The 12191-nt window shown below is 47.0% G+C and carries 12 protein-coding genes; 3 read left to right on the plus strand and 9 right to left on the minus strand.

What is annotated here, in order from left to right; translation table 11 throughout:
- Positions 1 to 24 precede the first annotated feature (24 nt).
- Together ACFFK0_RS03660 and ACFFK0_RS03665 are read right to left on the minus strand one after the other, a co-directional pair.
- A complete protein-coding gene (locus ACFFK0_RS03660; RefSeq protein ID WP_377468540.1) occupies positions 25 to 1437 on the minus strand; it encodes an arsenic transporter in 1413 nt (470 codons plus the stop codon).
- Between the two features lie 120 nt (positions 1438 to 1557).
- The gene (locus ACFFK0_RS03665) at positions 1558 to 1968 is read right to left on the minus strand and encodes an Lrp/AsnC family transcriptional regulator (RefSeq protein WP_377468541.1); all 411 of its coding nucleotides are present in this window, start codon (positions 1966 to 1968) and stop codon (positions 1558 to 1560) included.
- A 131-nt stretch (positions 1969 to 2099) separates the two neighbouring features.
- On the opposite strand from ACFFK0_RS03665, the gene ACFFK0_RS03670 reads away from it, so the two are divergent.
- A complete protein-coding gene (locus ACFFK0_RS03670; protein ID WP_377468542.1) occupies positions 2100 to 2858 on the plus strand; it encodes an MBL fold metallo-hydrolase in 759 nt (252 codons plus the stop codon).
- 108 nt (positions 2859 to 2966) lie between these two features.
- Here ACFFK0_RS03670 and ACFFK0_RS03675 read toward each other — a convergent pair whose 3' ends face one another.
- Complete coding sequence (locus ACFFK0_RS03675) at positions 2967 to 3803, minus strand: DUF4405 domain-containing protein (protein ID WP_377468543.1); 837 nt, start codon at positions 3801 to 3803, stop codon at positions 2967 to 2969.
- Between the two features lie 198 nt (positions 3804 to 4001).
- On the opposite strand from ACFFK0_RS03675, the gene ACFFK0_RS03680 reads away from it, so the two are divergent.
- A complete protein-coding gene (locus ACFFK0_RS03680) occupies positions 4002 to 4139 on the plus strand; it encodes a YjcZ family sporulation protein (RefSeq protein ID WP_377468544.1) in 138 nt (45 codons plus the stop codon).
- Positions 4140 to 4255: 116 nt separating this feature from the next.
- Here ACFFK0_RS03680 and ACFFK0_RS03685 read toward each other — a convergent pair whose 3' ends face one another.
- The gene (locus tag ACFFK0_RS03685; RefSeq protein WP_377468545.1) at positions 4256 to 6559 is read right to left on the minus strand and encodes a glycoside hydrolase family 2 TIM barrel-domain containing protein; all 2304 of its coding nucleotides are present in this window, start codon (positions 6557 to 6559) and stop codon (positions 4256 to 4258) included.
- A 125-nt stretch (positions 6560 to 6684) separates the two neighbouring features.
- Between ACFFK0_RS03685 and ACFFK0_RS03690 the strand changes: the two genes are divergently transcribed.
- Positions 6685 to 7509, plus strand: coding sequence for an AraC family transcriptional regulator (locus ACFFK0_RS03690; protein WP_377468546.1), 825 nt, complete (start codon positions 6685 to 6687; stop codon positions 7507 to 7509).
- A gap of 41 nt (positions 7510 to 7550) precedes the next feature.
- On the opposite strand, the gene ACFFK0_RS03695 is transcribed toward ACFFK0_RS03690, so the two are convergent.
- The 5 genes from ACFFK0_RS03695 to ACFFK0_RS03715 form a co-directional block, all read right to left on the minus strand.
- Positions 7551 to 8078, minus strand: coding sequence for a MepB family protein (locus ACFFK0_RS03695; RefSeq protein ID WP_377468547.1), 528 nt, complete (start codon positions 8076 to 8078; stop codon positions 7551 to 7553).
- A gap of 44 nt (positions 8079 to 8122) precedes the next feature.
- The gene (locus ACFFK0_RS03700) at positions 8123 to 8992 is read right to left on the minus strand and encodes a YitT family protein (protein ID WP_377468548.1); all 870 of its coding nucleotides are present in this window, start codon (positions 8990 to 8992) and stop codon (positions 8123 to 8125) included.
- An 835-nt stretch (positions 8993 to 9827) separates the two neighbouring features.
- On the minus strand, positions 9828 to 10247 hold the full coding sequence (locus ACFFK0_RS03705) for a GNAT family N-acetyltransferase (protein WP_377468549.1): 420 nt from the start codon (positions 10245 to 10247) through the stop codon (positions 9828 to 9830).
- Positions 10248 to 10286: 39 nt separating this feature from the next.
- Positions 10287 to 10775, minus strand: coding sequence for a YbaK/EbsC family protein (locus tag ACFFK0_RS03710; RefSeq protein WP_377468550.1), 489 nt, complete (start codon positions 10773 to 10775; stop codon positions 10287 to 10289).
- Positions 10776 to 11452: 677 nt separating this feature from the next.
- A complete protein-coding gene (locus ACFFK0_RS03715; protein ID WP_377468565.1) occupies positions 11453 to 12022 on the minus strand; it encodes a transglutaminase-like domain-containing protein in 570 nt (189 codons plus the stop codon).
- Between the last annotated feature and the right edge of the window lie 169 nt (positions 12023 to 12191).

The raw sequence follows: 12191 nt of genomic DNA on the forward strand, positions 1-12191 counted from the left end.
CCTTGTCGTCCGGCTCACCGGCGGTTAAACGCCCTGGTGACCGCGCTTCGTTGGTTTAACTCCCTTGACGGCCTTCAAGAGCATCGCGACCGCAGCCATCGCCACAGCGATTCCTGCAATCAAGAGCCAGATGTTTACCGTCGTCGAGTGAATCACGCTAAGCCACAAATACAAGCCCATCAAAGTGATCAGCAATGTCGGAACCGTCAAAATCATTCCTGTCTTGAAGTAGCCGCCCCACGTAATCTTCACACCTTTCGCCGACAGTACATGAAGCCATAGCAATGTGGCGAGAGAGCCGATCGGCGTTATTTTCGGACCGAGGTCGCTTCCTACTACATTCGCGTATATCAGCGCCTCCCTTACCGCGCCTTCGGCAGCAGTCCCTTGGATCGCCAGAGCATCAATCAAGACGGTCGGCAAGTTATTCATGATCGAGGACAGTATCGCCGCCAGAAAGCCCATCCCCACCGTCGCCGCCAGCAAGCCGCCGCCCGCCATGTCTTCAATCAATGAGCCTAATGCATCCGTTAAACCCGCGTTCTTGAGGCCATAGACCACAACATACATGCCGATGGAGAAAATGACGACCGCCCACGGAGCCTCTTTGATCACGCGTTTCGTCTCAATCGCCTTGCTGGACCTGGCCATCATGACAAAGACTAGCGCCACAGCACCAACGACGATAGACACCGGAATGTGCATGAAGCCGCTGCTGATATAAGCGATCAACAGGATACCGAGAATGACCCAGGAGGCTTTGAACAGCCTGTGATCCCGAATCGCTTCTGCAGGACGCCGAAGCTGCTTCATATCGTAACTAACAGGGATGTCGTTCCGGAAATACAAGAACAATACCGCTAAGCTTGCCGCCAAGGAGAACAGACTCGTGACGATCATCCGGCTGGCGTACGTTACGAAGTCAATCCCGAAGAAGTCGGCCGAAACAATGTTCACGAGGTTACTGACGATCAGCGGCAATGACGTCGTATCCGCAATAAAGCCGCCCGCCATAACGAAGGGCAGAATCATGTTATCCGGCAGCTTGAGAGCTCTAACCATCGCTAATACAATCGGTGTCAAAATTAACGCCGCGCCATCGTTGGCAAACAATGCCGCAACCGCCGCGCCGAGCAAAATGACATAAACGAACATCAGCCTTCCGTTCCCCTTGGCGAACCGCGCCATATGGAGCGCCGCCCACTCAAAGAACCCGATATGATCCAGGATCAACGAGATGAGAATGATCGCAACGAAAGCGAGGGTAGCATTCCAGACGATGGAGGTTACCGTAACGACATCCTGAAACGATACGACTTGACAAATCAGAGCAAGTACGGCGCCCGCGGAGGCCGACCATCCGATACTCAGACCCTTGGGCTGCCAAATAACGAAAGTTAACGTCACTAGAAAAATCAGTACTGCTGCGTAAATCATGTGTTCCTCCTAATTGATTGCATGCTCATCTTAGAGGCGATTCCGTTCACATAGAATCATATAATAAAACACTTATATAATCCACTATAGGAGGTCGTACTTCAGTTGAATCATAATTCCTCACAAACGTTTAATAACCATTGACAACTTGTAGTTTGCATGCTCGCTCAATCCGTCCAGAAACTGATCCACGTGTTCATTCGACGGAAATCTGCACTCAAGAAGGTAACACCCTTCCCCGCTTATTTTGTAGTTATTTACTATGTAGTGCCCTTGCGTTGCCAAATAAGCCAGCAACGGCTGATGATTATGGCTATTAGTAAAAATCGTAATAAAGCCGTGCAAGAAGCAGCCTAGTTGGGAAGGATTCACTTTAATCGTATACCCCTCAAGAACACCGGTGTCCTCCAGCTTGGCTACACGACTTGCAACTGCTTGTCCGGTCAGATGCACTTTTGCGCCTAATTCCTTCATGGTAATACGGCTATTTTGGGACAATTCGGCCAAGATCAGCAAGTCGGTTTGATCCATAGTCATCCTCCCGGAAAATATAACACTTTCAAGATTCAAGTCAAACCGCCATAAGACTTGATTTAAGCTATGTAAATCAAAATGCGTCTCCTCTACAATTACTATATAACAAAGTAGAGGAGCTATTAAACATGAAAGTCACATTACTTAGAAATGCAACCTTGATTGTTGAATATGCGGGCAAGAAGTTTTTAATCGATCCATTTTTAGCTGACAAGGAGGCTTACCCGCCCTTCCCCGACTCGTTGAGACAGGACCGGCGCAATCCGCTGGTTAGCTTACCCACTTCCCTTGATAACATCATTCATGTTGATGCTGTTATTGTAACCCACCTCCATGTAGACCATTTTGACGACAAAGCCAAGGAGGTCCTGCCTAAAGATATCCCCCTGTTCGTCCAAAATGAAGAAGACGCGAAGGAAGTCCGCAATGCCGGTTTCCAAAACGTTAAAATTCTTAGTGAAGGTTCACGCTTTGAAGATATTCAAATCATTAAAACAAAAGGGGAGCACGGTCGAGGGGACATTTTACAATTCACTGGTAACGTTTGCGGCGTTGTATTCAAGCACGCGGATGAGAAAACATGTTACGTAGCTGGAGATACGGTATGGTATGACGCCGTTCGGGAAGCAATCGAAGCCCACAAGCCGGAGATCATTGTCGTTAACGGCGGGGATAATCAATTCCTGCAAGGCGGCTCTTTAGTCATGGGGAAAGATGATATTGATGCCGTGCATCGGGCAGCGCCAAATTCCAAAATCATTTCAGTCCATATGGAAGCAGTAAATCACTGGACCTTATCGAGAGAGGAATTAAAGAGCTACCTTGCTGAAAAAGGCCTATCTTCTGCTGTGTTAGTACCGGATGACGGTGAGTCCTACACATTGTAATGAATTCATCGCAAACACCCCCTATAGATTTCATCGGCATAAACACAAATGTTTTTCCAATGACAGCTATAGAGGGTGCACTTCAGCGGTACCGGATATTCCTTGGCACTATGCGGCTCTGGACGGCTTCCTCGCCCGAAGAAGCCCTTTTCTTACGTAGTACGTCACGATCACAAACACAGCCATGATCCCGGTGTAGGTAACAATGACGTTCCATACGTTTACACTGCCGCCTCCAAATCGTGCACCTTCCCCGCCGCGAGCCGGCGCCCCATTGGCTGTGCCTTGGGCCGGCCTTTGCGGTTTCACGTTCCCGCTGCCGGCGCCCTCCAAACGCCCCTTCTCCCCCATCATCGGCTGCTGACTGCCCATCCCGATTACGGAGGCCGAGCTGGCGAGGCGGCTCATAAAGCCGGTTTGATTGATTTCATACACGCCGAATAGCAGGATCAATACCGCTGCCGCCGTTGCCGTATATCGCAGCCAAGCAATCTTGCCCTTAACGCTCCAAATTTTATTCCACACCTGCATCACCCACTGCCAATGCAGCCCGACGTGCACCCCGACAAGGACCAGCACAAGAAATGACACCGATATATGGGTCATTTTGAACCACCCCTGATTCGCCACGTTCATGTTCGGGAATACGACATGGGAAACGAGGATTCCACTGACGATAATGAACGACATCGAAATCAATAAGAGCAGGTTGAGCGCATAGCTCCCGCGGAGCTTCCAGGGCAAGCTCCGGTCGAACATTTTGACCGTCACCCGTTTCACCCAGCCTAAATTCAGCAGTACATGCGTGAAGTAGGCAACCGCGAAAAACAGCCCGGCGTATTCGTGGAACGTCAGGCCCCCCAGCACGTTTTTGTTGAAAAACAGCACAAACAGCAGCGCCATGATGATGTCTAGAGCAAACTTGACATAATTGATTTTTTTCATAATCAGCACTCGCCCTCTCGGTTGTTTAATCGATGCTCCTAGCATATCCAAGCAACCTGAGTCCATATTGAGCGTTAGCTGAAAAACACCTGAAAGTTCCGCTAGTTGACTTAGGGGATATACGTCCAAACAATTCCAACGCAAACTGTATAGATTATATGGCACGGCCTTACTTCCTAACGAAAGGGGTTTTGTACAATGGCATTCGCAGGCGCAACAGCAGCTGCAGGCGGTTTCGGCGGTCTTGGCGGTTTCGGCGGTCTTGGAACAAGTGTAGGAGTCATTCTCGTACTGTTCATTTTGCTGGTTATCATCGGCCGCGCATTTGTACTGTAATGGTTTTAAAGGGGCTGCTTCGGCAGCCTCTTTTCATTTCTCATCTTCAGCAGCGGTGTGTCGTTCTTAATTCAAGTGAGTGGCTTACAAAGAAAAAAGGCCGCGCGGGCGGCCCGTTAAACAACATGAATAACTAAGTCTGCCTGATACATGCCTTCCGAGAATGCGGATAAGACGACACGCCCTTTTTCTCCCGTGAACCGGATGACCGTACTCACACAGCCATGGTACATGTGCATCCAATTGTTGTCGTAAGACTCGCTTGAACAAAGGTCACCGTTATCAACGGCAACGATCTCCGCCGGTCCGGCCACTTTGAAAGTGACTTTGGAGCTTTCGCGGAATACCGGTATCCCTTCGCTGTCCTTTGCCCGCACGGTAAATAATTTTTGATAACCGTCCTTTGCATCCAGACGGAGCTCCTCCGCATCAAAAGCAAGTCTCACCGCCGGTCCGGCTGTTCTCAGTGTATAGCTGCATACCTCTTGCCCGCCAATGAACCCTCTTACCGTAATCGTTCCCGGCAAGTAGGGAACGAAGCCCGTCATCATCCGGTTCGGATAGGAGGCCGGTTTGTTCACATAAAGCTGTTTGCCGTTCAGCTCCACGGTTACTTCTTCGCAATTCGTTGCGATCATATACGGAATAACCGTCTTGTTGAACTGCGGAAAGCTCCAATGGCTCGCATACCTTGGCGTGTCCCAGTGCTCTTTGACCCCTTCGTCCTGCAAGGAGTAGTCCATAACGGCCAGATAGACCATCGGCTTCTCGGACCAGTAGCTCTCGTAAAGATAAGAAAGCGGCTTACGCTCATTGTTGGTCGAGAACAGAGAACCGGCCCAGCCTTTGGCGGGATACCCCATTGATTCGCCCAAGTAATCGATACCGGTCCAGAGCATGCCGCCAATGACATAATCATGCTTTTCCACATCGATCCAAGGGACTTCGTCGCTGAAGTTCTGCATTTGATCCGGATGCCCGCGGAAGAACTGATAAGTCTCCGTACCCAAAATCAATTTATCGGGAATCGCCTCGTGGATGGCCGGATACCACTGCTCCTGATAATTGCAGCTGATCACATCGACGATCTCGCCGATTTTTCGGATCCGCTCTACTCTTTCGTGCAGGTCATAGATTTCCGTATCGCTGACTTCATCTACGAACTGCTGAATATCCTTCACTTTGGCAAGATCCGCGTTGCTTTCGTATTTAAAATGCGGATTCATCGCATAACTAACCGGCCGGGTATCGTCGAGCGTCAGCAGATGCTCCTTCAGCATTTTCAAAATCTTAAGCATGGACTCCTGACCTTGATTTTCAACCTCGTTACCGACACCCCAAATAAAAATACACGGATGGTTACGGTCCCGCTTCACCATAATTTCCAAATCGGCCTGCCATTCCGTCTCAAAATATCTTCGGTAAGCTCCGCCGGTCCATTTGTCAAACGGCTCTTCATAGACAAGGAGTCCCAGTTCATCGCATAGATCCAGAAGTTCCGATGCCGGCATGTGGTGAGCGGTACGGATTGCATTGCACCCCATTGCTTTGAAGGCCAGAAGCCGGTCTTTCCAGATTTCCGGCGGAACGGCGACTCCGAGACAGCCCGCATCCTGGTGAATGCAGAATCCCTTGATCTTGGTCGGATTGCCGTTCAGATACATCCCTTTGCCGGCGATCATCTCGATCTTTCTGACACCGATCCGCAAGCTGTAAGTATCCACAACCTGCTCGTCCTCAATAAGGGACAATTCCAAATGATATAAGCTCGGCTGTTCAGGGCTCCAAAGCTTGACGTTCGGTATTTCAAGACGAATCGTTCCGTTGGCGGATTCGCTTGCAATGCGCAAATTGTCATCGGAGATACTCGCTCTTACCAAGGAAGAGACGCCGGTCAGGATGGTAACGATGCCTATATCCCCATTGATTGCCGTCTTCACATGAATTTCTTCCGGATTGAGATGATGTTGGGGCAGCTCAAGCAGCTTGACGGTTCTGTAAATGCCCGCTCCGGAATACCATCTGTCCGCCGGAAATGACGTGTTATCCACCTTAACCAGAATCCGATTGTCTCCTTCACGTATATAGCTTGTAATATCCAGCGTAAATCTGGAATAGCCGTATTTTCGCCCGCCGGCTTCAATGCCGTTTACCCATACCGTACTATTTTCATAGATCCCATCGAATTGCAGCTGATACACATAGCCTGGCTTGATTTCTCGGCATACCCAGTTTCTTCTATACCAACCGATTCCCCACCGGTCTCTAAAGCCTTGAGGCTCGGCCTGCTTCATGCTTCTATTGATCGGAGCCGTGATGGCCCAATCGTGCGGCAGCGTAACCGGCTTGAAGTTGTGCTCTTCCGGCTCTCCTAATGCAAATTCCCAACCGCTCATCATTTCGGTCTCGATTCTGCTCATACCGATGAACATCCTTTCGTTGCCTTAACGGCTGCAACTTTGTTATATTCACATTATAAAGTTTGATATTGCAGCCTAACAATCTAACAATATTAAGTATCACATTAAAATATTAAGGTGATCGAATGTACAAGAGGCGCATACCCGTCATTACGGAATCGGATAAGGAGCTGCCCTATTACCTGGTTGATGTGGGATCGAATTGGAATCAAGAACATATCGTGCGGCCCAACGGGTACTTGTACCAGTGGATTCAATGCGTTCAAGGCGAAGGGGAGTTGCTGACGGAAGGCAAGACGTTTCGAGTGAAGGAAGGGACTGCGATGCTTCTGTTCAAAGGGGTCCCCCATGAATATTACGCCGTAAGCCCTTCCTGGATCGTGGATTGGGTCGTCTTCGACGGCCATCAGGTGGAGTCATTTTTAAAGCAAACGGCCGGGATTCACACCAACGGCGTATTTTATGTATCCAGGCCCGATCTGTTTGCTTCGAAAATCCAAAGCTTATTTGACATTGAACAATTGAACGGTACGTTAACCAGCCTCCAAGGCTCCAGCGTCATTTACTCTCTTCTTACGGACATCGTTCAATACACGTCAATGAGTCCCAACAATAGCGCCAACAGCTTAAATTTCAAACTGAAGCCGTTATTCGATTATATTGAACGGAACTTTAACAAGCCTCTTACGCTGGAAGATATGGCCGAGATTACCGGAGTTACGCCGCAGCACTTATGTACCGTATTTAAGAAAACGACCAACATAAGGATCTTCCAATACATTAACTCCGTAAGAATCAAGAAAAGCAAAGAGCTTCTGCTGCAAAATCCTCACATGCAAATCAAAGAAATTGCAGCTCTGGCCGGTTTCGAGGATGCGAACTATTTCTGCTCCGTCTTTAAAAAATTTGAACAGCTAAGTCCGAACCAATTCAGGAAAATCCATTACTGAACAACGGTTCGCTTTCGTTCAACTAGTCTTCCTGAGCAAATTCATTGACTATAAAGCATTTTTGCACGATCAACGTTTATTGGTTCATGGGTGGGGATTTCAATAAAATAATCTAACTGCCAGTTCTGAGTTTTTTGAGCCTGACGGCTTGTAGGCCTGTCCCATGGCGGATATACTCGTATTCCACGCTTTCCGCCGCTACCATGATTTGAAACGATATTGAATTGCAACAGTGCGTCTTTGGGGAATACGAACTGTCCAAACCGATTACCATCCCTTGTACTAATTACAAAGTAATCCACTTCTTCTGACCCATCATAAGGTTGAGTTGTGCCGTCTCCCGTTCTCCGCCACAATGTGACGAATTGTCCCATTTTGGAGGGAGTCACTTTTGCCGCACGAAATCGGATTATACGATTATTTGCTTGAAACAAATAGGCCCCGTATTCCGAATTTTGAACTTCTCCGCAGAGGTCGGAACAATCAAATTCACACACGTTGTAGACCAATTCTATAGCAGCAAGCAGATCACGATGAATGCCGCCTATTTTCCTATCTATCTGAACCACCGCTCCTCAAAAAAAAATGATGAATCCGAATCCCCGCCTTTCCTTTAGTGAATATCGTGCTTCTTGAAGCTTCCGCCTTTGACTTCTGCAACGTCGTACACCATAACAAAGGCACTTGGGTCAATTTCATAAATAATTTCCTTCATTTTGCTTTCTTCCAATCGATTAATGACGCAAGTAATTTCCTTGAAATGTTCGTTGGAATATCCCCCTTGCACGAGATTATATGTTGCACCGCGCCCTAACCGGTCACGAATGGTTTCTACCATGCTTTCCGGGTCTTTAGTAATAATTTTAAACGTTTTGGCTCCGCTTAAGCCTTCTTCAACAATATGAATCACTTTAGAGGCAATAAAATAAGCAATACCTGATAAAATAGCCCCTTGCAGTCCAAATACCGTCGAGACGACAATAAATACGAACATGTTAAGGAACAAGATAAGATCGCTCGTACCGAAAGGCAATTTTCGTGAGAGTAACACGGCTAACATATCGATACCGTCCAATGCGCCGCCATTGCGCAAGGCCAGACCCATACCAAAACCGATGATAATTCCCCCGACAACAGTGATCAGCAGCGTATCGCCTTCAATGATAGGCGAGATGTTATGCATGACGACAGTGCCGATGGCCAGCGAAGCAATACCGAGCACGGAATAAATCGCAAAGCTTTTTCCAATTTGCTTATATCCTAAATAAATAAACGGAATATTAAGAAGCGCGATTAAGATTCCTAGAGGTAATCCGATAAGCTCCGACCCGACGATGCTTAGACCGGTCACGCCGCCGTCGGATACGTTGTTCGGAATTAATACCGCTTCAAGTCCATAGGCTGTTATAAATGCGCCGGCTATCACAGCTAATCCTCGTAAAACTTTTTTTAATAAGGCAGGTTGTTTGTGCTCTGTTTTCATTTAGTGACCTCATTTTGTATAATTTTATTCCCGTAACCCCGTTATTTTCTTTCCTTTTGATGGAATTACAAGCATTCTTTAATTTTACCTGATATCGATTAAAATATCACATTCCGCAAAAGCTGAACGGGAAAAGACCGTCCGAGCGTTCTCGGCGGCCTCACGATGTGAATTCCGAACTATCGTACCGCTGATCGACACCAATTACTTATAAAAGTGCTTTCGTTTTACAAATAAGTACACAAGAATAATTAGCGGCCAACTGGTATTACCAAAATAAACGGAATCCTGGGTTTTCGAGAAAAGAACTGAACTGATTAGAAAAAAGTAGATACAGTACATTTGAAAGATACAATAAGCCCATCGATTCTGAGCTAGTATTCCATAAGCTGTGAACCAAAAAAAGGCAGAAACCACAATCCTGGCAACAATCTCAGGCATCCATGGCCATCCATGTGCGACAGCAATTCCAGGATATATTTCAATATTAAAGAGCGGATCAAGTAAAGTTGAACTAAAAACAAGTATTGAAGAAATAATCATTAATGCTCCAATGAGCTTTAAAAAATAGGGAGGCTGCGATTGATTCCGTACTCGGCTCTCGCGAAACGATAAACGTTTTTTTATTTCATGTACCATCGATATCTCCTTCCTGTCCCCTACCATATTACCACATTTTGGGCCCAAACTGCCCGAAAACGCAGCGACGGCAGCCGATCGTTTTGGCCGGCCGCCGTCGTGTCATGCTTGAACTATAGTATCCCCTGCTTCGATTATTCTTGTAGTTGTTCCGTCTCGCAATGATTGCAGCGACCCTTTAGCATAAAATTCCACGTTAGATGTCTTTTTTCATAAAATACCTCTTGTTCCCTTGTAACGGAGTATTTTCAAGGATACCGAAGGTAACATATCCATGCCGCCAGTAAAATTCAGGCGCATGAAAATCGAACGTATCCAAATGGATCAGATTGGCGCCGGATTCCTTGGCTGACATCTCCAATTGTTGAAGCAGCATCCGTCCGATTCCTTGGCCTCTTCTCCCTTCCTCGACCCATAAAATGTCTAAAAAAACTGCTTCTCCAAACCTGTGGCTGAGTAGTCCGGCTATAACCGCCTCGTTCTCATCGTATACAATAAAATTAAAAGGCTCATAGCTAGCTGATTCATTATTGATTTGATTATAACGATAGAGTTCGTTTCTAACTGTTCCAAGGTCTTCGCAATTCTCGTCGGTTATTTTTCTTATAGTAAACACGCTTCTCACTCCTTGTTTTCAAGCTTGCAAGGCAGGACTTCATGGACGATGACATACGTTAACGACCTGTCCCTTCGTCATGGCGACCAATTCACTGGGGGACAACTGAAAGACTGCTTTGGGGTGGCCTGCAGCCGCCCAGATCGTCGGGAATTCTAGTAAATCTTCATCAATAAAAGTTGCAAGAGGGGTTTTATGACCGACTGGTGCAACCCCGCCGATGACAAAACCGGTATGCTCGCGTACGAAATCGGCATCTGCTTTGGCGAGCGTATCGCCAGCCAGCCCGCTCGCCTTTTGAACGTCGACCCGATTCACACCGCTGGCAACCACGAGCAGCGGCCTGCCGGATCTTTCCAGCCGGAATATGATAGACTTGGCAATCTGTGCCTGGCTGCAACCGATTGCATTGGCAGCATCCTGGGCAGTGCGGGCGTCGTCCGGAAGCTCCACGATTTGATGCTGATACCCGAGCACCCGAAGTGCACTCTGTACCTGTTGGATACTTTCCTTGTATGGATGCCTCACTCGTCTTCTCCTCGCTTTTTCTTGTTATTATCACACCCGCTCCTACCTAAAACTAGTACCCGAAAGGAGAATTTTCAGGCGGTTCATTCGGCTACTACAGTGAAAGCTCTCCCGCAAAACAAGAAAACGGCTTGCGCCGTCCTTGGACGAGTATATTTACGGCGTTAATCTGATTGTGCAAAATAGTGCTTGTTGCTTGGCGTCTTCAGCACGGAGTCATTTGTAGAAGAATGCCTGCAAAATTGCAGGAACCAGAGTCTGGCTGGTTTTCCACAGCTCGATTACTGCGATTTTACATTCGTTTTTTTTAAAAACAGCCCGACAAGGGCTTAAACCGCACAGATTCCTGTACATTCTCCTAGGCATTTGCTCTACACGTCCCGGACACGGTAAAGATTCCTGTATATTTACACGGATTTTTGCTCATAAACGATCAACTAGACATAAGACCGCTCTGAAAAGAGCAGTGTGAAGCGTCTCACATGACCCCAGACGATCGGTACCGTATACGTAAGTCCAAGAGATCGTTCGGAACTGCTACCTCACCGAAGCGAGTACGATATTTTACAACTTATTCACAGAAATTTGACCCACATAATTTCCCAACCACCAAAAAAAGGCACTGCCCGCGGCAGTGCCTTACATCACCCAATTCGCGTTATCCGTTTGCTGAATTTCTACAAGTCCGTTGGTAAACGATGAAGATACATACTTATTAAATCTGTACTCTGTTTGAGTGCGGTAACGGTTTTAGGATTGGGAAGTGTATATATGGTTTTGTAATCAATTTCTTTATATTCTTCCCGAACAGCAAAAGCCAGCTTTTCATCCGTTAGAGAAAAGTCCGCATTGACACCAACTTTATTTCCGCGCGCATCCAGACGAATCCATTTTTCTTCGGATTTCAGAAAGACCGCATTGAGAGCGTGAATGCAGTACCCGGTGTCAGGTGTGTCACCTAATGTTAGACGTTGATAACAAAATCCTGCTGGAATCCCTCTGCTCCTTAAGATAGCGCACAATAAGTTTGACTTAGCATAACAGATCCCTTCTTTGAAATAGAGGACTTCCGAAGCTTTGGACGTTATTCTTGAACTTTGAATATCCCACGAATGAGAGATTTCATCTCGAACAAACTCATAAGCTTTTTTTACAAAACCGACTTCACCGGATAAAGATTCCGAATATAATTCGGCTGCTTTTTCCTTAATGGATAGATGGCTAAAGTCGACTTCTTCCGTCTCCATCAAATAGTCTTGAAGTGAATTTGATTCGCAGTTTAACAAATTGCATCCTCCCCCAACCGCTATACCGAGTTTTAACCCACGACCATCGGAATAATCATACGAGAATTTGAATAATTATTCAAATGCATGAATGGTTCAGCATCTCTTCGAACCAAGCTTTGGCGAACGA

The sequence above is a fragment of the Paenibacillus chartarius genome (assembly GCF_042432825.1).
In the GTDB taxonomy this organism is placed as follows: Bacteria; Bacillota; Bacilli; order Paenibacillales; family NBRC-103111; genus Gordoniibacillus; species Gordoniibacillus chartarius.

Excerpts from the sequence above, each read along its gene's own strand:
- ACFFK0_RS03680 (WP_377468544.1), top strand. The coding sequence starts at position 4,002 with ATGGCATTCGCAGGCGCAACAGCAGCTGCAGGCGGTTTCGGCGGTCTT.
- ACFFK0_RS03700 (WP_377468548.1), bottom strand. The coding sequence starts at position 8,992 with ATGAAAACAGAGCACAAACAACCTGCCTTATTAAAAAAAGTTTTACGA.
- ACFFK0_RS03690 (WP_377468546.1), top strand. The coding sequence starts at position 6,685 with ATGTACAAGAGGCGCATACCCGTCATTACGGAATCGGATAAGGAGCTG.
- ACFFK0_RS03675 (WP_377468543.1), bottom strand. The coding sequence starts at position 3,803 with ATGAAAAAAATCAATTATGTCAAGTTTGCTCTAGACATCATCATGGCG.
- ACFFK0_RS03670 (WP_377468542.1), top strand. The coding sequence starts at position 2,100 with ATGAAAGTCACATTACTTAGAAATGCAACCTTGATTGTTGAATATGCG.
- ACFFK0_RS03665 (WP_377468541.1), bottom strand. The coding sequence starts at position 1,968 with ATGGATCAAACCGACTTGCTGATCTTGGCCGAATTGTCCCAAAATAGC.
- ACFFK0_RS03660 (WP_377468540.1), bottom strand. The coding sequence starts at position 1,437 with ATGATTTACGCAGCAGTACTGATTTTTCTAGTGACGTTAACTTTCGTT.
- ACFFK0_RS03685 (WP_377468545.1), bottom strand. The coding sequence starts at position 6,559 with ATGAGCAGAATCGAGACCGAAATGATGAGCGGTTGGGAATTTGCATTA.
- ACFFK0_RS03715 (WP_377468565.1), bottom strand. The coding sequence starts at position 12,022 with ATGGAGACGGAAGAAGTCGACTTTAGCCATCTATCCATTAAGGAAAAA.